Raw genomic sequence first — 22,822 nt, forward strand, 5'->3', positions numbered from 1 at the left:
TCCGTCCCACTGCAATGACGTGCACTCCCGCAACAAGGAACCTGCTGATGAAACGACGTGCCACTCCCCGCTTTTCTTCGCCGCGCAACCAGTCGGGCATGAGCCTGCTGGAGATCATCATCGTCATCGTGCTGATCGGCGCGGTGCTCACCCTGGTCGCCAGCCGTGTGCTCGGCGGTGCCGATCGTGGCAAGGCCAACATCGCCAAGGCGCAGGTGCAGACCGTCGCCAGCAAGATCGACAACTACCGTCTGGATACCAACCGCCTGCCGGCCAAGTTGGACGAACTGGTCACTCAGCCGGCCGGTGTGAATGGCTGGATGGGACCCTATGCGAAGGCATCGGATCTGGACGATCCGTGGGGCCGCCCGCTGGATTACCGCGCACCCGGTGAAAGCCAGGATTACGACCTGATCAGCCTGGGCAAGGATGGCAAGCCCGGCGGCAGCAGCTTCGATGCGGACATCCGCTACGAGCAGTGACATTGAAAACAGGGGCCGTCCGCTCCGGCATGGCCATGCCGCGCCGTTTTTGCCGCAGTAGCACCGGTGCGCAGGCACAGGGCATGTCGCTGCTGGAGATGCTGCTGGTGATCGCCCTGATCGCGATGGTCGGGCTGGTTACTGCGGGCATGTTCTCGCGTGGCATGGCCGGCATGCAGCTGCGCAGTGCCGGCAAAGAAATCGCCAACCAACTGCGCGCCACGCGTGCCGAAGCGATTACCCGTGGCAGCGTGCAGCGCTTCCTGATCGAGCCCCGTCAACGGCGCTGGGAAGCGGCGGCCGGTCGCAGTGGCACATGGCCCGAGCAGGTGCAGGTCGACTTCGAGGGCGCAGCGCAGCTGCAACCTGCCGCAGGGCAGGGGGTCATCGAGTTCCATCCAGATGGGGGCGCCAGCGGCGGCCGTATCGTGCTGCGTCGGGGCGACGCACGCTGGCGGATCAACGTGGGCTGGCTGACCGGTGAAGTCACCTCCGGCCCGGAGCGGGACCGATGAGGTCACGCAGCGCCCTTGTCGGTAAGCGCGCGGTACGCGGTTTCACCCTGCTGGAAGTGCTGGTGGCCTTCGCGTTGCTGGCCATGGCGCTGACCCTGCTGCTGGGCACGCTGTCCGGTGCCGCACGCCAGGTCGGCCAGGCCGACGTGCGCTCGCGCGCGGTGCTGCACGCACAGTCGCTGCTGGCTGTCGCGGGCGTTGAAGCGCCGTTGCAGGAAGGCCAGCAGCAGGGCCAATGGGAACAGGGCCGCTACCGGTGGACCCTGCAGGTGCGCCCGTTCGTGGAACCGCGCGCATCCGGCAGCGTCGTCGCGGCCGGACCTGCGGCGCCACGGCTGCTCGAACTGGACCTGCAGGTGCGCTGGGACCAGCCGCGAGCAGGACAGTTGGCCTGGCGCAGCCTGCGCCTGGTGCCGCCCGCGCTGGAGGCGACGCCGTGAGCATCCGTGTGCGCGGATTCACCCTGATCGAAGTGCTGCTGGCCACCGCGCTGCTCGCTGCCGGGCTGGCGCTCGCCTTTGTGACCGTGCGTTCGGCGATGACCATCAGCCAGCGGGGCGAGGCCATCGCGGCCGACAACGAGCGCATGCGCGCGGTGCAGGGGCTGCTGCGGCGCCAGCTTACCCAAGCACTACGCAGCCCGATCGAGCCACTCGACCCAGCACGTGAGCCGCAGTTCTTCATCGGCCAAGCCCAGCGGTTGCGCTTTGTCGCCGATGTGCCTGCGTATCTGGGACGGGGCGGATCCTATGTGCACGATCTGCAGGCAGTACGCAGCGGCCAAGGCGTGCGCCTGCAGCTCGGCCTGGTGATGGTGCAGGGCGGCGTGCAGATCCCCGAGCGTCCGCCGCGTGCGCCAGAGGTGCTGGTGGATGAGCTGCGGCGGGTCACCCTGCGCTACCGCGGCATCGATGCGGCCAGTGGACAGATGGGTGACTGGATGACGGAATGGCCGGATACACGTCGCCCGCCGCTGCTGGTGTCGATCCAGGTGCAGCCCCTGCGGGGACCGGCGTGGCCGGACCTGCAGGTGGTGCTGGAGAATGCGGCGCAGGCGGGTGCGCGATGAGGGCCCCACGCGGTGCTGCGCTGGTGCTGGTGCTGTGGCTGATCGCGCTGCTGACTGCGCTGGTCGGCGCGTTTGCCATGTCGGCCAGGATTGAACACCTGCAGCAGCGCGTGCAGGGTGACAGTGGGCGCGCACAGGAAATCGGCCGTGCCGGTGTGGCCTACGCCATGTCGCGGCTGCGTGCGGACCCGCAGCGGCCTGCGTGGCAGCCGGATGGTCGCCTCTATCGCTGGCGCTTCGACGGTGCGCAGGTCGATATCCGCATTGAAGACGAGAGCGGCAAGATCAACCTCAACCTGGCCGACATCCCCTTGTTGCAGGGCTTCCTGCAGGCCCTGCAGGTCGAACCTGCCGCTGCCACGCGCCTGGCCGGCGCGATCGTGGATTGGCGCGACGCCGACGACCTGAGTCCGGTCGGGGGCGGCGCAGAGGGTCCCGACTATGTCGCCGCAGGCCTGCCGTACGGCCCGCGCAACGCACGTTTCGAGACCTTGGGTGAGCTGCAGCGGGTGCTGGGCATGACCCCGTCGCTGTATGCACGCATGCGCCCGATGCTGACCCTGCACAGCCGTCTGGCACGGCCGGATGCGCGCTTCGCGCAGGGCCCCGTGCTGACGGCGCTGGGCATGGATGCCGCGCTGGTGCAGGCACAGCGCGAGCAGGAGTGGGCAGCCAGCAACGACACGATGTCGGCGCCTGCTGTTGCCAGCGGCAGTGGCACCTATAGTATCGAGTGCAGCGTGGTGGATGAGCGCGGCCGTGCCGCCGTCAGCCGCGCGGTAGTGCGCAACACCCCGAGCACGGCGATGGGCCGGGCTTATACAGTGCTTGGATGGGAACAGGGAATGGCCTCGCAATGACCGCATGGCAGGATGGATTCAGGCAGGTGGGGGCGCAGCTGATGCCGCGTGCCAGCGCATTCCTGCGCTGGTGGCGGGATGCGCTGCTGGCCTGGCTGCCGGCACGCTGGCAATGGGCGCTGGGCTGGGCGCCGGCCCGCCTGCTGCTGCGCCAGTGCGGCGACACGCTGCACATGGAGCGCGACATCGCGGGCGAAACCACGCTGGTCGGCACGCTGCCCTGGCCGTGCCAACCCACCGCCCTGGCTGCGGCACTGGAGCCGCGGCTGCAACGCTTGCCCCGTTACTGGGTGCTCTATGCGGATCAGGTGCTGCGGCGGACCCTGCGGGTTCCCGCTGCGGCGACCGGTCGGCTGCGCGATGTGATGGGGTACGAGATCGACCGGCAGACGCCGTTCGCTGTCGATCAGGTCACCTACGACGTGAGGGTGCTGGGCCCGCCGAGCGGGGACCACCTCCAGGCCGAGCTGGTGGTACTGCCACGGCAGCGCCTGGAGCAGTGGCAGCAGGCCGTCGGAAACTGGGCCGACGCGGTCAGTGGCATCGACGTGGTCGACGCCGCGGGCGCTCCGTTGCACGTGAACCTGCTGCCGCCCGGGCAGCGCCAGCGCATCCGCAACCCGCAGCTGCGGCTTGAGTTGCTGTTGGCCGCGGCCGCTGCGGTGATGCTGACGCTGGCGGGCAACCAACTGCTGCACAACCGCGAACGGGCCGTGGACGAGCTGCGCACCGACGTGGAGCGCAGCGCGCGCAATGCGCGTGGCGTGGCCAACGAGCGAGCCTGCCTGCAGACCCTGGTCGACGGCGCCGCGTTCCTGGACAGTGAGCACGTCAAGCGACCGACCATGCTGGCGCTGTGGAATGAATTGAGCAGCTTGCTGCCCGATGGCACCTACCTGGAAAAGATCGGCGTGGAAAGCCAGCAGGTGCAGCTGATCGGACTGAGCCGCGAAGCCAACCAGCTGGTGCCCCTGCTGCAGGGATCGCCGTTGTGGCAGCGGGTGAACCTGACCGGCGTGCTGCAGGCCGATGGCACGGCAGGCGGGCGTGATCGTTTCACCCTCACCGCGGAACTGCGGCCGCTGGCAACGCCGCTGCCGGCAGCAAAAAAGGAGCCGGCCCATGCCGTCCGCACCGACACGCCGTGACCGCTGGCTGGCGCTTGGACTGCTGTTGGCGGTGCTGACGCTGGTCTACCTGGTGCTCGTGCATCCCCTGTTTACCGTGCCTTGGCGTGCGATGGACCAGGAGATCGTGGCATTGCAGGAACGCCAACAGCGCGTGCAGGTCCAGCTGGACCAGCGTCCCCAGGTGGCCCAACGGCTGCAGCAGGTGCAGGACGCCCTGCGCCAGCGCCCCGGCTTCCTGACCGAAGCGACGGCTGAAGGGGCCGCGGCCGCGCTTTCGGCGCGGGTGCAGGAGGTCGTCGCATCCGCCAGCCCGGGAAACCGCGCCTGCGTGGTCAGCAACCGCACCCCGATGCCGGACAGCCGCGGCGACGCCACGTACACGCGCGTGGCCATGCAGGTCCGGCTGCGCTGCGGCGTGGATGAAATGGCCACCGTGCTGCAATCGTTGGAAACCGGCACGCCGCGCCTGTTCGTGGAAAACCTCAACATGCTGGCCCAGCGTTTCCAGCAGTCGCCGGTGGAGTCGGGAACCGGACTGGATGTGTCGTTCGAACTGGTCGGCTACCTGCAGCCGGGGGGCCTGGACACCCTGCAGGCCACGCCGCCAACGGGTGTTGCGATGCCTGCCGACAGTGGCCTGTCAGCCAACGCGGCGCCCGCGTCCGATGTCGAGGCCGTGCCTGCAGATGCAGGCAGCCCCGATGCCAGCCCGCCCGTTGATGACGTCGTGGATGTCGTGGAGGCGCCGGATGCGGATTGATCGTTTCAACCTGCGCACGTCGATCCTGCTCGGCATCGCAGTGCTGGCCGGCGCCGCGTGGCTGGCCACACGCCTGGGCGTCGGCGGCGGCATCGACGCTGCAGACGCCACCAGCGTACCGGTACCGGTGTTGCCGAACCTGCCTGCGCAACGGGCCGAGCCTCTGGTTACATCTGCCAGCTTCACCGCTGTCGTCGAGCGGCCGGTCTTCGCTGAAGATCGCCGCCCGCACCCGTTCCGCCTCGGCGGCCCGGAAGCGGCTGCCAGCGGCGGTGCGCTGCGTTTGACCGGCGTGCTGCTCAGCGGAAATTTCGGCATGGCGACGCTGTCGGGCGAGCAGGGTCGCTCGCTGCGCCTGCGCCTGAACAGCGACGCGGTGGAAGGCTGGCAACTGCTCGCACTGGAGCCGCGGCGGGCCACCGTCCTCGGTCCCGACGGCGCGCAGGTGCTGGAACTTGCGGTGTTCGACGGTCAGGGAGGCGAGCCCCCCACGGTGCTGCGCGACACCGCCGCGGCAGGCACGACGGGCACGGCGCGACAAGCCGTGCCACCACCACCGCCACAGCCGTCACGCAGTTCGCCCGCCGCACCTGCGGCATCGCCCGCTGCATCGCCCGCAACGGCTCCGGCACCTGCAGACGCTGCCAGCCAAGGGCCAAGTGAAGAACAGATGCGGGCGATCCGCGAGCGCATCCGCGCCCGACGTGAGCAACTGCAGCAACAGCAACAACAACGCCAGCCAACGTCGCCTGCCGGCGGCGCTGCCAACCGATAGAGTGCAAGCATGAACCTGCGTTTCCTTTCCTGCTCTTTCGCCCTGGCCCTGCTGGTCGGCTGCACGACAGCGCCGATCCCGGACGTGCAGCGCAATGCCCGGTTCGACACCGGCGTGGCCGTACCTGCCGCTGACGCCGATGGCGATGACGTGCAGGGTGCGCCGAAGGCCGTCATCCGGCGGGGCACCGGCACGATGATCAACCGCAGTGCCGCCTCGTCGGCGTCGCCGGCGTTGGCACAGGCCAGCAGCGGCGATGCCACCTTCAACTTCGAGGGCGAATCGCTGCACGCCGTGGTCAAGGCGATCCTCGGCGACCTGCTGGGGCAGAACTACGTCATCGCGCCCGGCGTGCAGGGCACGGTCACCCTGGCAACGCCCAAGCCGGTGTCCGGCGCGCAGGCACTGAACCTGCTGGAGATGGTGCTGGGGTGGAACAACGCGCGCATGGTCTACAGCGGCGGACGCTACAACATCGTTGCCGCCGACCAGGCGCTCGCCGGAACCGTGGCGCCGAGCACCGCGCCCGCCGCCAGCGCCCGTGGGTTCGAGGTGCGGGTGGTGCCGCTGCAGTTCATCTCGGCTGCGGAAATGAAGAAGGTGCTTGAGCCTTACGCGCGGCCGAATGCCATCGTGAATGTCGACAGTGGACGCAACGTCATCACGCTGGGCGGAACGCGCGCCGAGCTGGAGAACTACCTGCACACGGTGCAGATATTCGACGTCGACTGGTTGGCTGGCATGTCGGTGGGCGTGTTCCCGATCACGTCCGGCAAGGCCGAGCAGGTTGCTGCGGATCTGGAAAAGATTTTCGGCGAGGACAGCAAGACGCCCAGCGCCGGCATGCTTCGTTTCCTGCCGCTGGAGAATGCCAACGCGGTGTTGGTGATCACCCCGCAGGTGCGCTACCTCGACCAGATCCAGGAGTGGCTGGACCGCATCGATACCGCGGGCGGCGCGCCCCGGCTGTTTTCGCATGAATTGCGCTACATCAAGGCACGTGACCTGGCCGAGCGCCTGGCGGAAACCTTCGGCAGCAGCGGCAGCCGTGGCGGCGACAGCGGTGCATCGCTGGCACCGGGCGCCAGCAGTTCGCGCATCGATGGCGGCGGTGGTGGCCAGGATGGCGGGACGGACACCCCCTCGCTCGGCAGCGACAGCAGCGGTACGGGCGGCAGCGGGGGCACCGGCAATGGCGGCATGAACCTGCCGCAGCGACAGGCCGGCAACGCCAGCGTGACGCTGGAAATCGGCGCCGACCGTGTCGGCGTGTCGGCGGTGGAAGAAACCAACACGTTGCTGGTGCGCGCCACGCCGCAGGCATGGCGCTCCATCCGCGAGGTGATCGAAAAGCTGGACGTGATGCCCATGCAGGTCCACATCGAAGCGCAGGTGGCCGAAGTCAGCCTGACCGGTGAACTGAGTTACGGGGTCAACTGGTACTTCGAAAATGCCGTGCAGGGCGCCAGCTTCACCGGGGCCGTGGGCGGGGCGACGCTGCCCAATGCCGCAGGGCGCGACATATGGGGAAGCTATGCCGGTGCCATCACCGGCAGCAGCGGACTGGGCTGGACCTTCCTTGGCCGCAATGCCGCCGCGGTGGTCAGCGCGCTGGACAAGGTGACCGACCTGCGCCTGCTGCAGACGCCCTCCATCTTCGTGCGCAACAATGCCCAGGCCACGCTCAATGTCGGTGACCGTATCCCGATCGTGACCACCACGGTCAATACCGGGATCGGCGCCAGTACCGTCGGCCAGGTGCAGTACATCGACACCGGCGTGATTCTGAAGGTGCGCCCGCGTATCACCCGCGACGGCACCGTGTTCATGGACATCGTGCAGGAAGTCAGCAGCGCTGCTGATATCCCCGCCAACTGCAACCCGCAGGAGCGCAGCTGCAACCCGCGCATATCCACCCGCAAGATGGCCACCGAAGCGGCCATCCAGAGCGGTGACACCATCATGCTGGCCGGCCTGATCACCGACAGCGGGACCGACGGCCACAACGGCATTCCCGGCCTCAGCCGGATCCCGGTCGTGGGCGCCCTGTTCGGACAGAAAACCCGCAACAGCCGCCGCTCGGAAGTGATCGTGCTGCTCACCCCCACCATTGTCCGCAATGGTCAGGAAGCGCGCATTCTCACTGATGAGTACAGCCGTCGCTTCCGTGCGATGGAGCCGATCAGCGCGCCGCGCGGCAAGTAGCACTCTGCGTCATCGACAGTCGCCATGCGACCGTGTTGCTTGCTACGCTGGCGGCACACGGCCAGGGCAACCGCCCGCCGTGCATCCACCAGCGGAGGCGGGATGGGGGCGATCGTGTTGTTGCCGTTGGGCGTGGACGACGCGGCGCTGGACCATTGCCTGGCCGCGCTGGACGCGGGCACCACTGCGGGCACTGCGATCTGGCTGGCCGACGACGCGCAGGCCGGACCGCGTGCGCAGGCAGTCATCGCGCATTGGTTGGCGCATACCCCATTGCAGGCCGAGTACACCCGGCGCGCACGGCCCTTGGGCGAAGTCGCCCACTTGGATGAAATGCTGCGCGCGTGCGCGGGCATGGATGTTGCGGTACTGGCACCGGACAGTGTCCCGGTGCCAGGGTGGTTGGACCAGTTGCAGGCCTGCTTCGCCCGTGATGCTGCGATCGCGACTGCAACGCCCTGGTGCAACGCGGGCGGCACGGTGGCCTGGCCACGGCTGGGCGAGATCAATCCGCTGCCGGCCTTCCCGGCGGCGTTGTCGGTGGCCTGCGCGGCGATGCCGCCGCAGCATCCGGAGCTGCCCTCGGCGGTGACCCACGCGGTGCTGGTGCGCGGCAGCGCACGCCAGCGTGCCGGCGGACTGGATATCGACAGCTACGGTGGCTGGAGTGCGGCGCTGATCGATCTGGGCCTGCGCATGGCCGGCCTGGGCTGGCGCAATGTGCTGTGCGAGACCGCGTTCGTCGCACGCGGCAGCGAGGGCAGCAACCACCCCGGTGATCTGGATGCGTTATCGAGCCGGTGGCCGGCGTGGACGCCACGGCTGGCGGACTTCCTGATGCACGATCCGCTGCGTGATGCACGTGATGACCTGCAGGCCCGCTACCAGCGCGCGATAATGCCCGAGGCGCAGGGCGATCTGTTCGGTGCCGCATCGTCCCCGCCGGAGTCAGCCGCTTGAACCAGGCCATTGTTGCCGTCGTCGTCACTTACCAGAGCAGCAGCACCATCGATGCCTGCGTGCAGCGCCTGCGCGACGCGCACGGCATCGCCGAGATCCGTGTGATCGACAACGCGTCGCAGGACGATACCGTCGAGATCCTGCAGCGCCACGCCAGCGTCGACGCCCGTGTGCGCTTCATCGCCAACCCGGACAACCCCGGCTTTGCGGCAGCCAACAACCAAGGGGTGGCCGATTCGTGCAGCCCGTGGCTGGCCTTCATCAACCCGGACGTGCTGGTCGAGCCGGATACGCTGGCCCGGCTGTGTGAGCGCGGCAGCGCGCTGGGTGACTGCCTGCTTGGCGTGGAGCAGGTGGACGAGCAGGGTCAACCGGATGAAGCCGTGCGTCGTCGCGACCCTGATTTCCTGATGATGCTGCGGTCCCCCGGGCGTGGCTCGAAGCTGGCCATCGCGCGCGACGCGTCGCTGGCGATGCAACCGGTGCCGGCCCTGTCCGGTGCTGTGATGCTGATGCCACGCGCCTTGTTCGACCGGATCGGTGGCTGGGATGCCGGCTACCGCCTGCATGCCGAAGACCTGGACCTGTGCCGCCGCGTGCGCGATGCGGGCGGGGTCGTGGCCATCGCCAACGACCTGCAGGTTGTGCATGTGCGGGGCGTCTCCAGCCGCTCGCGTCCCTTCTTCGTGGAGTGGCACAAACATCGCGGGTTGTGGCGCTACTTCAAGCGCTTTGAAGCGCACCAGCGCAGCGTGCCGGTGCGGGTGGCCGTGTGGGGGGCGATCTGGGCGCATGCGGTGCTGCAGGTGCCAAGGCTGCTGCGAGCGGCGTAGCCCCTCGTGGCTGGCTGCCTTCAGTTGCGTCTGCGGTTGGGCCGGGCGGTGGGGCTGCGCGGGGGACGCGCACAAGTACGTCCATGTAGCGCTCGTTTCGCGCCATCCATGGCACTCAACGCCCCCGCCCAGCCCCACCGCCCGGCCCTCTGACAGGTTCCGTGGCCGCCAGCCACGTATAAAAAAAGAGAAAAGCGGTAGCGCCGACCCATGGTCGGCGGAAAGCATCACCCCCCTCGCGCCAACATCCGCCGATCACAGGTCGGCAAAGGTTCCATGGCCCCCATGGACCTGTCGAAGGTGGGGCGGGGTGGGTTGGCGGGGGCGTTGAGCGCCATGGATGGCGCGAAACGAGGCCCGCATGGACGCAGTTTTTGCTGTCCCCCGCCAACCCATCCCGCCCCACCAACGCATCAGCCCTGCAGCCCTTGCCGTTGCGCTTGACGTTGCCTCCGCGGCCGCCGCGCCGCAGGCCCGGCAACAAGCCCGCACGCGGCGCATAATGGCGGCATGATCATCCACTCCCTGCTCGACACCGACCTGTACAAATTCACCATGATGCAGGCGGTGCTGCACCAGCATCCCGGCGCCATCGTGCAGTACCGGTTCAAGTGCCGTACGCCGGGCATCGACCTGGCGCAGTTCCTCGATCAGATCAGTGAAGAGATCGACCACCTCTGCACGTTGCGCTTCACCAGCGCCGAGCTGGACTACATGCGCGGCCTGCGCTTCGTGAAGCCTGATTTCGCTGATTTCCTTGGCCTGTTCCACCTGGATCGCAAGTACATCACCCTGCGTGCCTCGGACAAAGTGCCGGGTGAGATCGAGCTGGACATCACCGGCCCTTGGCTGCACACCATCATGTTCGAGGTGCCGCTGCTGGCGATCATCAACGAGGTGTGGTTCCGCAACACCACGACCGCGGATTTCGTCGAAGGCGAACGCCGCCTGCAGGCCAAGGCCGCGTTGCTGCGCGATACACCGGGGTTCGAACAGTGCCGCATCGCCGATTACGGCAGCCGCCGCCGCTACTCACGTGACTGGCATGCACGGTTGTTGCCGTTGCTGCGCGATGCGCTTGGCCCGCAGCTCGTTGGCACCAGCAATGTGCATTTCGCCCGTGTGTATGGCATGACACCGCACGGCACGATGGCGCATGAGTACCTGCAGGCGTTCCAGGCCATCGGTCCGCGCCTGCGCGATTCGCAGGTGGCTGCGCTGGAATCGTGGGCACGCGAGTATCGCGGCGACCTGGGCATCGCGCTGTCCGACGTGGTCGGACTGGATGCCTTCCTGCGCGATTTCGACATGTATTTCTGCAAGCTGTTCGACGGGGTGCGCCACGATTCCGGCGACCCGTTCGACTGGGGCGACCGCATGCTGGCCCATTTCCAGCACCGTCGCGTGGATCCGCGCAGCAAGGTCCTGGTGTTCAGCGATGGCCTGGATATCGAGAAGGTCATGCGCCTGTTCGACTACTTCCGTGGTCGTTGCCAGGTCGCCTTCGGTGTGGGAACGCACCTGACCAACGATCTCGGTCCCACACCACTCAACATCGTCATCAAGATGGTCCGCTGCAACGGGCAGCCGGTGGCCAAGTTGAGTGATTCGCCGGGCAAGAGCATGTGCGATGACCCGGGCTACCTGGCCTACCTGCGCCAGGTATTCGAATTGCCGCCGGGCGTCTGACCCGCGCTCCGGATCCCAGGGCTCCGGTAGCGCCGAGCCACGCTCGGCGAGCGAAGCGGCGCTGTCAGCAGTGTGCTGAACCAGAGCGGCCGCTGCGCTCGCCGAGCACGGCTCGGCGCTACCTGCTCCCGGCTGAGGTGCGTTTCATTCCAGCGCGAACCGTCCCGGTAGCGCCGAGCCACGCTCGGCGAGCGAAGCGGCGCTGTCAGCAGCGCGCAGAACCAGAGCGCCGCTGCGCTCGCCGAGCACGGCTCGGCGCTACCTGCTCCCGGTTGAGGTGCGTTTCATTCCAGCGCGAACCGTCCCGGTAGCGCCGAGCACGGCTCGGCGCTACCTGCTCCCGGCCGAGGTGCGTTTCATTCCAGCGCGAACCGTCCCGGTAGCGCCGAGCCACGCTCGGCGAGCGAAGCGGCGTTTGTCATCAGCGCGCAGAGCCAGAGCGGCCGCTGCGCTCGCCGAGCACGGCTCGGCGCTACCTGCTCCCGGCCGAGGCGTGTTTCATTCCAGCGCGAACCGTCCCGGTAGCGCCGAGCCACGCTCGGCGAGCGAAGCGGCGCTGTCAGCAGTGTGCTGAACCAGAGCGCCGCTGCGCTCGCCGAGCACGGCTCGGCGCTACCTGCTCCTGGCCGGGACGTGTTTCATTCCAGCGCGTAGCGCAGCACGAACAGTCCGGCGACCAACCACACGGCGGCGTGCACTTCGCGCCAGCGTCCGGTGCCGGCCTTCAGCGCGGCATAGGCGATGAAGCCAAAGGCCAGGCCATTGGCGATGGAGTAAGTGAACGGCATCGCCAGCGCACACAGCGCGGCCGGGACCGATTCGGTCAGGTCACTCCAGTCCACCTCCACCAGTTCGCGCAGCATCAAGCCGGCCACGAACAGCAGGGCCGGCGCGGTGGCATACCCGGGCACCATCGCCGCCAGCGGCGAGAACAGTAGTGCCGCCAGGAACAGCGCCGCCACCACCAGCGCGGTCAGCCCGGTGCGGCCGCCGGCCTGCACGCCGGATGCGCTCTCGGCAAAGGCGGTGGTGCTGCTGGTGCCCAACAGCGAGCCCGCGACAATCGCCGTGCTGTCGGCGAACAAGGCCCGCCCGAACCGCTTCTGCGCGCCTGGCAGTTTCAGCAGGCCCGCGCGCCCGACGACGCCGTACAGCGTGCCGGTGGCATCGAAGACTTCCACCAGCACGAACACCAGCACCACCTGCAGCAGCACCGCCAGCGGCGCGCCGCCGTCGTGGTGCAGCAGGCCGGGCAGGTCCAGTTGCAGGAAGGTCGGGGCCAGGCTCGGTGGCAGCGACATCAGGCCGTGGTACTGCACGTTGCCCAGCAGCCAACCCGCTGCCGTGACCGCAAGGATGCCGATCAGGATCGCGCCACGCACCCGGCGCGCTTCCAGGATGGCGATCAACAGGAAACCGGCCAGCGCCAGCAGCGGTGGTGCCGTGTTGAGCGGGCCCAGTGCGACCAGCGTGTCTTCATTGCCGATGATCACGCCGGATTTCTGCAGCGCGATGATGGCCAGGAACAACCCGATGCCGGCCACGATGGCCGAACGCAGCGATGAAGGAATGCCCGATACCAGCCACGCGCGCACGCCGGTAAGTGACAGCACCAGGAACACGAGCCCGGAAATGAACACCGCCGCGAGTGCCTGCTGCCAGGGCAGGCCGGAGGCACCGACCACGGTGAAGGCGAAGAAGGCGTTCAGGCCCATGCCCGGCGCCATGCCGACGGGGAAGTTCGCGGCCAAGGCCATCACCAGGGAGCCGAGTGCTGCGGCCAGGCAGGTCGCGACGAACACCGCGCCCGCATCCATGCCCGTGGTGGACAGGATGTCCGGATTGACGAAGACGATGTAGGACATCGTCAGGAAGGTCGTCAGGCCAGCCAGCAGTTCGGTGCGCACGGTGGTGCCGTGCTGCTGCAGTTGGAACAGGCGCTCAAGCAGGCGCATGGTGGATCTCGCAGGATCGGGACGGAAACGACACGTCGACAGTACAAAAAAGAGGACGGCCGCACTGGGCGGCCGTCCTCGGGGCTTCTTACTTCAGCGCCTTGAAACGCAGGCGCTTGGGTGCGGCATCGTCGCCCATGCGGCGGCGCTTGTCGGCTTCGTACTCGCGGTAGTTGCCCTGGAAGAACTCCACGTGCGAATCACCTTCGAACGCCAGGATGTGGGTCGCGATGCGATCCAGGAACCAGCGGTCATGCGAAATGACGAAGGTATTGCCCGGGAACTCCAGCAGCGCATCTTCCAGCGAACGCAGGGTTTCGATATCCAGATCGTTGGACGGTTCATCGAGCAGCAGCACATTGCCACCCTGCAGCAGGGTCTTGGCCATGTGCAGGCGGCCACGCTCACCACCGGACAGCGAACCGACCAGCTTCTGCTGATCCTGGCCCTTGAAGTTGAAGCGGCCGATGTAGGCGCGCGACTGGATCTCCACGCCATTGATGTTCAGGATGTCCAATCCGCCGGCGATTTCCTGGAAGACGTTGTGGTTGCCTTCCAGCGCATCGCGGCTCTGGTCCACGTAGGACAGCTGCACCGTCGGGCCGACCACGATCTCGCCGGTGTCGGGCTTTTCCTGGCCGGTGATCATCTTGAACAGGGTCGACTTGCCGGCGCCGTTGGGGCCGATGATGCCGACGATGGCGCCACCGGGCACCAGGAAGTTCAGGTTGTCGAACAGCAGGCGGTCGCCAAACTTCTTGGAGACGTTCTTGAACTCCATCACCGCATTGCCCAGGCGCTCACCCGGCGGGATGAACAGCTCGTTGGTCTCGTTGCGCTTCTGGTAATCAACCGACTGCAGCTCTTCCAGGCGGGCCAGACGGGCCTTGCCCTTGGTGCGGCCACCCTTGGCATTCTGGCGCGACCACTCCAGCTCCTTCTGGATGGCTTTCTGGCGGGACTTTTCCTGGTTGTCTTCCTGCTTCAGGCGCTCATCCTTCTGGGTCAGCCAGTCGGTGTAGTTGCCCTTCCACGGAATACCGCGGCCACGATCCAGTTCCAGGATCCACTCGGCGGCGTTGTCGAGGAAGTAGCGGTCATGGGTGACCGCCACGACGGTGCCGGTGTAGCGCGCCAGGAACTGCTCCAGCCATTCCACCGACTCGGCGTCGAGATGGTTGGTCGGCTCATCGAGCAGCAACATGTCCGGCTTCTGCAGCAGCAGGCGGCACAACGCAACGCGGCGCTTCTCACCACCGGAGAGCTTGCCCACGATGGCTTCCCACGGTGGCAGGCGCAGGGCATCGGCCGCCACGTCCAGCTGGTTTTCCAGAGTATGCGCGTCACCGGCGGCCAGGATCGCCTCCAGGCGCTCCTGTTCCTTGGCCAGTTTGTCGAAATCAGCGCCTTCCTCGGCATAAGCCAGGTAGACCGCATCGAGCTGGGCCTGGGCCTGCAGTACTTCGCCGACGCCTTCTTCAACCGCTTCACGCACGGTCTTGGTCGGATCCAGCTCGGGTTCCTGCGCCAGGTAGCCGACCTTGATGCCGGCCTGCGGACGCGCTTCGCCCTCGAAATCGGTGTCCACGCCGGCCATGATCTTCAGCACGGTGGACTTGCCGGAACCGTTCAGACCCAGCAGGCCGATCTTCGCGCCCGGGAAGAACGACAGCGAGATGTCCTTGATGATCTGCCGCTTGGGCGGGACCACCTTGGACACGCGGTTCATGGTGTAGATGTATTGCGAGGACATGGAGTCTCCCAAAGGGTCGATCCACCGGGCCGAGAGGCAGGGCCGGCGGAAAACGGAATATTTGACTGGTCATTATCGCTGATCGCCGGTTTCACTGCCATGGCGGCCGTGCGGGGCCCAAAGGCGGGACAGGTGCGGGTCACAGACGGGCTGCGGCGCGTTTCCCCCACAGGTGCGCGCGGCGCGGGCGGATGGTCCGGGATGGGCGGGCGGACCACGATGGTCACGCACCACTCAATCGGAGACGCGTTGATGAACCGCTCATTGTTGCCTGCCCTGCTGTGCCTTCTGCTTGCTCCTGCCGTGCCCTCATCGGCCATGGCCGCCGATGTTGCGCCCTTGCTGCCGTCGCCGCTGTCGGTGAGCGATCTCACCGTACCCGCCGGAACGCAGCGTGTATTCAACGTCGCGGTGGCGTCCACCGATAAAGGGATCGGCTTTGGAATATCGTCCGCTGATGCGGGTATGAAGCTGTCCGGGGGCATCGAATTTGCATGGGTCGACGGCGTAGTGCTGCGCAGGTTCGAACTTGACGGCCTGGACACCGTTGGCGGCTACGTCGACCTGTCGGGCTCGGCCGGTGCGCGCGTGCTGCAGCTTCGGCTGCTGGGAGGAGCGCAGGACATGCGGATCAACCTGACCCTGCCCGGACCGGCAGCGGACCTGAAGCAGGGGCAGGCGACGGGTGTGTTTGCTCAGCTCGCCGGTGGAACGACGTACGAGGCGGCGCGCCGCGTGCGACTGGCCAAGCCATCGAATATGCAAGTGTTCACTTGGGGAGGCGATGCGGAAGTAGCGCTCAAAGTGTATGGGCCCGTGGGCACCGGGTTCCCGCCGTTGATCTGCGATGACAAGGGCGATGCGTGGCGGCAATGCAATCTGGACGGGCTTGCACCCGGCCTGTACTCCATCACGGTCGCCGGAGAAGGCAATCCGGTGCAGTTGATGGGGCGCTGGAAAGCGCTGCCGTAGTGACGTCTCTGGCCCATAGCTGAACAGGCATGGGTCACGATGAAGGGGAACCGTTTCCAGCGGGAAACGGTTCATATGCGATGCGCATTATGGGAAACATCACCCAGCAGGTAGGAGTCCACGCATGCGCATCAATCGACTTGTGGCCGGTGCCGTGGCCTCCCTGCTGGCCTTGGGCGCTGTCGCGCCCGCCTTCGCCGACAATGACCGCCACCGCGGCCATGATCGCGATCGCCGTGAATGGCGGGACGATCGTCGCGATGACCGCCGTGACCACCGCAACGACCGCCGTGAAACGCGCCGGGACTGGCGCGATGATCGTCGCCATGATCGCCATGATCGCCATGATCGCCGTGAGTGGCGGGATGATCGACGTCACGCGGGTTACTACCGTCCGGCGCCCCCGCCGCGCGTGGTGTATCGCCCGGCATACCGCCCCGCTTACGGCCCTGCGTACCGCCCCGCGTACCGCCCCGCTTATGGGCACGGTCCGGGTTACGGTTGGCAGGTCGGCCACCGGTATCGGGATTACTACCGTGGCCCGATCTACGTGGTGAATGACTACAACAGCTACCACGTCCGTCGCCCGCCGCGTGGACACCACTGGGTGCGCGATGACCGCGGCAACCTGCTGCTGGTTGCCATCGCAACGGGGATCCTGGCGGACTTCGTCATCAACAACCGCTGAGCTGATGGCCTGACGGGCTGAGGGCTGCAGCCTGCAGAACGGCGCCTCTTGGGGGCGCCGTTCTGCGTACAGCGCCATGCGACGAGTGGGCGGGCACGAGCAGGCTCGCGCTGCGGCTCCAACGCCTCGCCACGCTCGAGACGCGCATTCCGCGGTGACCCTGGATCAGGAACGGCGTCGTGCGCATCCGTGGTCCGTTTTGAGACCCGCAGCGCACGGACTACAATTGCGGTCTTGCCGTTCCTTTCCTGCCTGCCCCCGGAGAAACCGATGTTCCCGCGCGATGCCCGAATCGAAAGCTACGATCCCGAGTTGGCCAAGGCCATCGCCGACGAGGCCCAGCGCCAGGAAGATCACGTCGAGCTGATCGCCAGCGAGAACTACGCCAGCCCCCTGGTGATGGAAGCCCAAGGCAGCCAGCTGACCAACAAGTACGCCGAAGGGTATCCGGGCAAGCGCTACTACGGTGGCTGCGAGTATGTGGACATCGCCGAACAGCTGGCCATCGACCGCCTGAAGCAACTGTACGGCGCGGATTACGCCAACGTGCAGCCGCACAGCGGCTCGCAGGCCAACCAGGCGGTCTACTTCGCGCTGCTGCAGCCGGGCGACACCATCCTGGGCATGAGCCTGGCCCACGGCGGTCACCTGACCCACGGTGCCAAGGTGAATGCCTCCGGCAAGCTGTTCAATGCGGTGCAGTACGGTGTGAACGATCAGGGCCTGATCGATTACGACGAAGTCGAGCGACTGGCCGTCGAACACAAGCCGAAGATGGTGGTCGCCGGGTTCTCGGCCTATTCGCAGATCGTGGACTGGGCGCGTTTCCGCGCCATCGCCGACAAGGTGGGCGCCTACCTCTTCGTGGACATGGCCCATGTGGCCGGTCTGGTCGCTGCGGGCGTCTATCCCAGCCCACTGGCGCACGCGCATGTGGTCACCTCCACCACCCACAAGACGCTGCGTGGGCCGCGTGGCGGCATCATCATCGCCAAGGGTGCCAGTGAGGAACTGGTCAAGAAGCTGCAGTCGATCGTCTTCCCGGGCATTCAGGGTGGCCCGCTGATGCACGTGATCGCGGCCAAGGCCGTTGCGTTCAAGGAAGCGCTTGAGCCCTCGTTCACCACCTATCAGCAGCAGGTGGTGAAGAACGCCCAGGCGATGGCCGATACGCTGATCGCCCGTGGCTACAAGATCGTGTCCGGCGGTACCCGGAACCACCTGATGCTGGTGGACATGATCGGCAAAGAGGTGTCCGGCAAGGACGCCGAGGCGGCGCTGGGCAAGGCGCATATCACGGTGAACAAGAACTCGGTGCCGAACGATCCGCGTTCACCGTTCGTGACCTCGGGCCTGCGCCTGGGTACGCCGGCGGTGACCACCCGCGGGTACGTCGAACAGGATTGCGTCGACCTGGCCAACTGGATCGCCGACGTGCTCGACGCACCGGCCGACGATGCGGTGATCGCGCGGGTGCGCGATGCGGTGAGTGCGCAGTGCCGCAGGTACCCGGTCTACGGCTGAGCCCGTGCATCGGTGACTGCATGCCCTGCCGCGCCCTTCCCGGCGTTGCAGGGCCTCGCGGTTTGCCGCGCATGGCCATCTCCAGTACCGTGGCGACGCTGCCATGACCACGGCATGACGTTTCCACTACGCAAGGCGCTCCATGCATTGTCCGTTCTGCCAACATGCCGATACCCGGGTGATTGATTCGCGCGTCTCTGAAGACGGTGCGACGATCCGCCGCCGGCGTGAGTGCGAGGCCTGCAACGAGCGCTTCAGCACCCTGGAAACCATCGAGCTCAAGCTGCCGACCATCATCAAGGGTGACGGCAGCCGCGAGGCATTCGAGGCGCGCAAGGTCCGCGCCGGCTTTGACCGCGCGCTGCAGAAGCGACCGGTGCCGGAAGAAAAGATCGAATCAGCGGTACGTGCGGTGGTGCACCAGCTACGGATCTGCGGCGAGCGCGAAGTGCCCTCCATCCGCGTCGGCGAGTTCGTGATGAACGAGCTGCGCAAGCTGGACCATGTTGGCTATGTCCGTTTCGCGTCGGTGTACCGCAGCTTCGGCGATGTGGCCGATTTCCGCGAGGAAATCGAAAAGCTGGAGCGTGAACTGCCCGCCAGCACCGAGCAGTTGCAGTTGCTGGGTGATGTGATCGCCCTGACCAAGAAAAAGAAGAGCTGAGCGGGACCGGCGCTGCATGACCGGTTTCTCTGCCCTCGATCATCTGCACATGGCGACCGCCTTGCGGTTGGCGGAGCGCGCTGCCTACACCGCCCGACCCAACCCGATGGTGGGCTGCGTGATCGCCCATGGCGAGCGGGTGGTCGGGCAGGGCTGGCACCAGCGCGCTGGCGGACCACATGCCGAGGTATTCGCCCTGCGCGAAGCGGGCGAACAGGCACGCGGCGCCACGGCCTATGTCACCTTGGAGCCGTGCGCCCACTACGGTCGCACGCCGCCGTGTGCGCTCGCGCTGATCGAAGCGGGCATCACGCATGTCGTGGCGGCCATGCGTGACCCCTTCCCGCAGGTCGATGGCGGTGGATTCGATCTGCTGCGTGCGGCGGGCATCGTGGTCAGCGAGGGGCTGATGGGCGCGCAGTCACGTGAATTGAACCGTGGCTTCCTGTCGCGTGTGGAACGCGGCCGCCCGTGGGTGCGGGTCAAGCTCGCGGCCAGCCTGGATGGTCGCACGGCGATGGCGGACGGCACGTCCAAATGGATAACCGGCGCTGCCGCACGTGAAGACGTGCAGCATTGGCGTGCACGGGCTGGCGCGATCCTGACCGGCGCCTCCACGGTGCTCGCCGACGACCCGCAGCTGACGGTGCGTCTGGCCGACACCGAGGTGCTGCCGCCGTTGCGCGTGGTGCTGGATGCCCAACTCCGCTCGCTGGAATGCGCGCGCGTGCGCGAAGGCCCGGCGCCGACGCTGTACCTGCATGACCCCGCCATCAGCGCACCCGATGCGGCCGATGCGCAGTTTGCCAGCGTGCCGTGCGTCGGCGGCCGCCTGAACCTGGCGGCGGTGCTGGCGCTGCTCGGCGCGCGTGGCATCAACGAACTGCATACGGAAGCCGGCGCGACCCTGTCAGGTGCTTTGATGGCAGGCGGCTGGGTGGACGAATTGCTGCTTTACCAGGCGCCGACCCTGCTCGGCGAGCATGGCCTGCCGTTGTTTGCAGGCCTTGGCGTGCACGCCATGCAACAGCAGCACCGCCTGCAGCTGATCGATCAATGCCAGGTGGGGACCGATCTGCGGCTGCGGTTGCGCCCTGCGGGCTGATCGCCCTTTGGCACCACGGCACCCGCAACGCAGGTTCTGCGCGCGCGACAGAAACAAAAACGGCTTCCCGAAGGAAGCCGTCAGAAACGCCTGATGATCGCGCGGATCAGAAGCTGGCGCGGATACCGGCCGAGTACTGGGTCACGTCTTCGATGACCTGCACTTCACCCACCACGCCCCACATCGGGGTGAGGTTGATCTGGCCACCGACGTTGCCGACCCAGGTGCCGTCCATGTCGCTGCCATCCATGTAGCCACCCTTCAGCCACGCTTCGGTGCGTGCCGACGGCTTGCCGCGCACGCCGAACATGCCGCGGGCTGCATTGGTGTGGTCCTTGTCGCTGACGGTGGCGAAGCCGGTCTGCTTCAGCGTCACCTTGGCGTTCTGGCGGACCCAGGCGATGTCCGCGGTGAAGTCGACGCGGTCGCTCATGCCCATGTTGTAGCCGATGCCCAGTTCCGGCTGGTCCAGCTCCAGCTTGATGCTGCCGCCGGTGAAGCCGTAGGACTTGGACACCTGCGACCAGGCACCGAACAGATAGACCTGCGGTGCAATGGCGAAGGAGCCGCGGACGTAGCCACCGTCCACCTTGGGATCGTCCAGCAGGTCGTCGTTGACCTTGAACTGGGTCCAGCCGGCTTCGGCGTAGGTGTAGCTCAGGCCATCGGCGGCGAGGGCCGACAACGGCGACAGGGCGAGCAGGGAGGCGGCCAGCAGCATCTTGCGCATGCGTGTGAATCCTTGAGTCAGCGTTCCATTGCAGGCAGCCGGTACAGCTACCCGGGGCGACGTCGTTGTCGCGCTCGGCGGCATTTTAATGAATCTTTTACAAAAAGCGAGCCTTCAGGCAGGCCTGTTAGAATGCCTGCGCCGGTTCGCCGGTATACAAACGTCTTCAGGGCGGGGTGCGATTCCCCACCGGCGGTAGGTGCCTTCGGGCATGAGCCCGCGAGCGCTCCGGTCCACCTTGGGCAGGAGGTCAGCAGATCCGGTTCGATGCCGGAGCCGACGGTGATAGTCCGGATGAAAGAAGACGGTGCCACGGGGCGTGATGCTCCGTGCGTACCTGTTTGCCTTGCGGCGTTTTTCGCTCACTACCCGCGGAGAACGTTCTTGTTTACTGGAATCATTGAAGGCGTCGGCCGTCTGGCCGCGCGCGAAACCCTCGGCGGCGATGTCCGCTTCACTTTCCACGTCGGCAGCCTGCCCTTCGACAGCGTGCAGCTGGGCGAGAGCATCGCCATCAACGGGGTATGCCTGACGGTCATCGCATTCGATGCGCAGACCTTCCAGGCCGATGCGTCGACTGAAACCCTTGGGCTGACGACGCTGGGCAGCCTGGCGGAAGGGGCGGTCATCAATCTGGAGCGCGCGATGCGTCCGACCGATCGCCTCGGCGGGCATCTGGTCAGCGGCCACGTTGACGGGCTGGGGCAGGTGCTGTCCATCCATGAAGACGCGCGCGCCCAGCGTTGGCGCTTTGCCGCACCGAAGGCGCTGCGGCGGTATATCGCCAAGAAGGGATCGATCTGCGTCGACGGCGTGAGTCTGACGGTGAACGAGGTGGATGACGAGGGCTTCGAGGTCGCGTTGATCCCGCACACCGTTTCGCACACCGCCTTCGCCGCCAGCACCGTCGGCAGCGCGGTAAACCTGGAAATCGACCTGGTCGCGCGCTATGTCGAGCGTCTGCTGGGTGAAGGAGCACGCGCATGAACTTCGCCCCCATTCCCGAGATCCTGGAAGACATCCGTCTGGGCCGCATGGTGGTCATCGTGGATGACGAAGACCGCGAAAACGAAGGCGACCTGATCATGGCCGCCGAGCTGGTCAAGCCGAGCGACATCAATTTCATGGTCACCCATGGCCGTGGCCTGGTGTGCCTGCCGCTCACCCGTGAGCGTGCCGCTGATCTGGGCCTGGCGCCGATGGTGCAGGCGAACACCGCCCAGTTCCAGACCAATTTCACGGTCAGCATCGAGGCGGCGGAGGGAGTTACCACCGGTATCTCGGCCTATGACCGTGCCCATACCATCCGCACGGCGGTGAAGCCCGATGCCAAAGCATCGGACCTGCATCAGCCGGGCCATATCTTCCCGTTGATTGCCCAGCCCGGCGGCGTGCTCACCCGCGCCGGTCATACCGAAGCGGGCGTGGACCTGGCGATGCTGGCAGGGCTGGAGCCGGCCGGTGTGCTGGTGGAAATCCTCAACCCCGATGGCAGCATGGCGCGTCGCCCTGAACTGGAAGTCTTCGCCCGCGAACATGGCTTGAAGATGGGCTCCATCGCCGACCTGATCGCCTATCGCCTGGCGACGGAGAAGACGGTAGAGCGCGTTGACGAGCGTGAGATCGAGACCGAGTTCGGCGGCTTCACGCTGGTGACGTACCGCGACCGGATCGCCCACGACCTGCATTTCGCACTCGTACGGGGCACCCCCGACGCGCAGACGCCGACGCTGGTGCGGGTGCAGGTGGAAAACCCACTGGCCGACCTGCTGCACTGGCGACGCGATGATTTCGGTGTCGCCGCCACCGACGCGCTGCGCGCGATCGCGGCCGCCGACAGCGGGGTGATGGTGGTGCTGTCGGCCCCGCGTGACAGCGAGACGCTGCTGTATCGCCTGCGCCAGCAGCCGCAGCCGGTCACGCCGGGCAAGGACAAAGATGTAAGCCAGTGGCGGCGTAACGGAGCTGGCGCGCAGATCCTGTCCGACCTCGGGTTGGGCAAGCTGCGGGTGCTGGGCACGCCGCGCCGGCAGATCGGTCTGGCAGGTTATGGGCTGGAGGTAGTGGAAACCGTCGGCTGTTGAGGTAACCCGCGGCTGCCGCCACGCACGGCGGCAGCCCGTACACGGTAAACTTACCCCCCACTCAGGTCC

At 66.8% G+C, this 22,822-nt stretch carries 22 protein-coding genes and 1 riboswitch; of the genes, 19 read left to right on the top strand and 3 right to left on the bottom strand.

Going from position 1 to position 22,822, the window contains the following annotated elements; genetic code table 11:
• The first annotated feature begins 47 nt into the window (after positions 1-47).
• From gspG to pncB, 12 genes are all read left to right on the top strand, one after another.
• Complete coding sequence (gspG, locus tag IFT65_RS08850; RefSeq protein ID WP_188326036.1) at positions 48-482, top strand: type II secretion system major pseudopilin GspG; 435 nt, start codon at positions 48-50, stop codon at positions 480-482.
• 29 nt (positions 483-511) lie between these two features.
• On the top strand, positions 512-997 hold the full coding sequence (locus IFT65_RS08855) for a GspH/FimT family pseudopilin (protein WP_192081349.1): 486 nt from the start codon (positions 512-514) through the stop codon (positions 995-997).
• Positions 994-1,437, top strand: a complete 444-nt coding sequence (locus IFT65_RS08860) for a prepilin-type N-terminal cleavage/methylation domain-containing protein (protein WP_192081160.1) — start codon at positions 994-996, stop codon at positions 1,435-1,437. The genes IFT65_RS08855 and IFT65_RS08860 overlap by 4 nt, the downstream gene beginning before the upstream one ends.
• Positions 1,434-2,066 carry a prepilin-type N-terminal cleavage/methylation domain-containing protein gene (locus IFT65_RS08865; protein WP_192081161.1) on the top strand — a complete coding sequence of 211 codons (633 nt, stop codon included), beginning with the start codon at positions 1,434-1,436 and terminating at the stop codon, positions 2,064-2,066. The genes IFT65_RS08860 and IFT65_RS08865 overlap by 4 nt, the downstream gene beginning before the upstream one ends.
• Positions 2,063-2,926 carry a type II secretion system protein GspK gene (locus tag IFT65_RS08870; protein ID WP_192081162.1) on the top strand — a complete coding sequence of 288 codons (864 nt, stop codon included), beginning with the start codon at positions 2,063-2,065 and terminating at the stop codon, positions 2,924-2,926. Before IFT65_RS08865 ends, IFT65_RS08870 begins: the two co-directional genes overlap by 4 nt.
• On the top strand, positions 2,923-4,074 hold the full coding sequence (locus IFT65_RS08875) for a PilN domain-containing protein (protein WP_192081163.1): 1,152 nt from the start codon (positions 2,923-2,925) through the stop codon (positions 4,072-4,074). Before IFT65_RS08870 ends, IFT65_RS08875 begins: the two co-directional genes overlap by 4 nt.
• On the top strand, positions 4,049-4,816 hold the full coding sequence (gspM, locus tag IFT65_RS08880; RefSeq protein ID WP_192081164.1) for a type II secretion system protein GspM: 768 nt from the start codon (positions 4,049-4,051) through the stop codon (positions 4,814-4,816). Before IFT65_RS08875 ends, gspM begins: the two co-directional genes overlap by 26 nt.
• Positions 4,806-5,591 carry a general secretion pathway protein GspN gene (locus tag IFT65_RS08885; protein WP_192081165.1) on the top strand — a complete coding sequence of 262 codons (786 nt, stop codon included), beginning with the start codon at positions 4,806-4,808 and terminating at the stop codon, positions 5,589-5,591. Before gspM ends, IFT65_RS08885 begins: the two co-directional genes overlap by 11 nt.
• A gap of 9 nt (positions 5,592-5,600) precedes the next feature.
• Complete coding sequence (gspD, locus tag IFT65_RS08890; protein WP_192081166.1) at positions 5,601-7,796, top strand: type II secretion system secretin GspD; 2,196 nt, start codon at positions 5,601-5,603, stop codon at positions 7,794-7,796.
• 102 nt (positions 7,797-7,898) lie between these two features.
• Positions 7,899-8,756 (top strand): glycosyltransferase, encoded by an 858-nt coding sequence (locus IFT65_RS08895; protein WP_192081167.1) that lies wholly within the window; start codon positions 7,899-7,901, stop codon positions 8,754-8,756.
• Complete coding sequence (locus IFT65_RS08900; RefSeq protein ID WP_192081168.1) at positions 8,753-9,589, top strand: glycosyltransferase family 2 protein; 837 nt, start codon at positions 8,753-8,755, stop codon at positions 9,587-9,589. The genes IFT65_RS08895 and IFT65_RS08900 overlap by 4 nt, the downstream gene beginning before the upstream one ends.
• 510 nt (positions 9,590-10,099) lie before the next feature.
• Positions 10,100-11,278, top strand: a complete 1,179-nt coding sequence (gene pncB, locus IFT65_RS08905) for a nicotinate phosphoribosyltransferase (RefSeq protein WP_192081169.1) — start codon at positions 10,100-10,102, stop codon at positions 11,276-11,278.
• A gap of 638 nt (positions 11,279-11,916) precedes the next feature.
• On the opposite strand, the gene IFT65_RS08910 is transcribed toward pncB, so the two are convergent.
• Positions 11,917-13,233 carry an NCS2 family permease gene (locus IFT65_RS08910; RefSeq protein ID WP_188326048.1) on the bottom strand — a complete coding sequence of 439 codons (1,317 nt, stop codon included), beginning with the start codon at positions 13,231-13,233 and terminating at the stop codon, positions 11,917-11,919.
• Between the two features lie 88 nt (positions 13,234-13,321).
• On the bottom strand, positions 13,322-14,986 hold the full coding sequence (ettA, locus tag IFT65_RS08915; protein WP_188326049.1) for an energy-dependent translational throttle protein EttA: 1,665 nt from the start codon (positions 14,984-14,986) through the stop codon (positions 13,322-13,324).
• 99 nt (positions 14,987-15,085) lie between these two features.
• Here ettA and IFT65_RS08920 point away from each other — a divergent pair, with 99 nt between their 5' ends.
• The 5 genes from IFT65_RS08920 to ribD all read left to right on the top strand — a co-directional run bounded on the left by IFT65_RS08920 (position 15,086) and on the right by ribD (position 19,939).
• Positions 15,086-15,958 carry a hypothetical protein gene (locus IFT65_RS08920; RefSeq protein ID WP_192081170.1) on the top strand — a complete coding sequence of 291 codons (873 nt, stop codon included), beginning with the start codon at positions 15,086-15,088 and terminating at the stop codon, positions 15,956-15,958.
• A 124-nt stretch (positions 15,959-16,082) separates the two neighbouring features.
• The gene (locus IFT65_RS08925; RefSeq protein WP_192081171.1) at positions 16,083-16,646 is read left to right on the top strand and encodes an RcnB family protein; all 564 of its coding nucleotides are present in this window, start codon (positions 16,083-16,085) and stop codon (positions 16,644-16,646) included.
• A 270-nt stretch (positions 16,647-16,916) separates the two neighbouring features.
• A complete protein-coding gene (gene glyA, locus IFT65_RS08930; protein ID WP_192081172.1) occupies positions 16,917-18,170 on the top strand; it encodes a serine hydroxymethyltransferase in 1,254 nt (417 codons plus the stop codon).
• Between the two features lie 142 nt (positions 18,171-18,312).
• Positions 18,313-18,834: a transcriptional regulator NrdR gene (gene nrdR, locus IFT65_RS08935; protein ID WP_188326053.1), complete on the top strand. Its 522-nt coding sequence runs from the start codon at positions 18,313-18,315 to the stop codon at positions 18,832-18,834.
• Between the two features lie 16 nt (positions 18,835-18,850).
• The gene (ribD, locus tag IFT65_RS08940; protein WP_192081173.1) at positions 18,851-19,939 is read left to right on the top strand and encodes a bifunctional diaminohydroxyphosphoribosylaminopyrimidine deaminase/5-amino-6-(5-phosphoribosylamino)uracil reductase RibD; all 1,089 of its coding nucleotides are present in this window, start codon (positions 18,851-18,853) and stop codon (positions 19,937-19,939) included.
• A 106-nt stretch (positions 19,940-20,045) separates the two neighbouring features.
• Here the strand turns inward: ribD and IFT65_RS08945 are convergent, their stop codons facing one another.
• On the bottom strand, positions 20,046-20,669 hold the full coding sequence (locus IFT65_RS08945; RefSeq protein ID WP_192081174.1) for a hypothetical protein: 624 nt from the start codon (positions 20,667-20,669) through the stop codon (positions 20,046-20,048).
• Positions 20,670-20,827: 158 nt separating this feature from the next.
• A riboswitch (FMN riboswitch) is annotated at positions 20,828-20,979 on the top strand.
• Between the two features lie 74 nt (positions 20,980-21,053).
• Here IFT65_RS08945 and IFT65_RS08950 point away from each other — a divergent pair.
• Positions 21,054-21,656, top strand: a complete 603-nt coding sequence (locus IFT65_RS08950) for a riboflavin synthase (protein ID WP_192081175.1) — start codon at positions 21,054-21,056, stop codon at positions 21,654-21,656.
• Entirely contained in the window at positions 21,653-22,753 is a 1,101-nt protein-coding gene (ribB, locus tag IFT65_RS08955) for a 3,4-dihydroxy-2-butanone-4-phosphate synthase (RefSeq protein ID WP_188326057.1), read from the top strand. The genes IFT65_RS08950 and ribB overlap by 4 nt, the downstream gene beginning before the upstream one ends.
• Positions 22,754-22,822: the final 69 nt, after the last annotated feature.

Source organism: Stenotrophomonas sp. CFBP 13725, assembly GCF_014841935.1.
Classification (GTDB): Bacteria; Pseudomonadota; Gammaproteobacteria; order Xanthomonadales; family Xanthomonadaceae; genus Stenotrophomonas.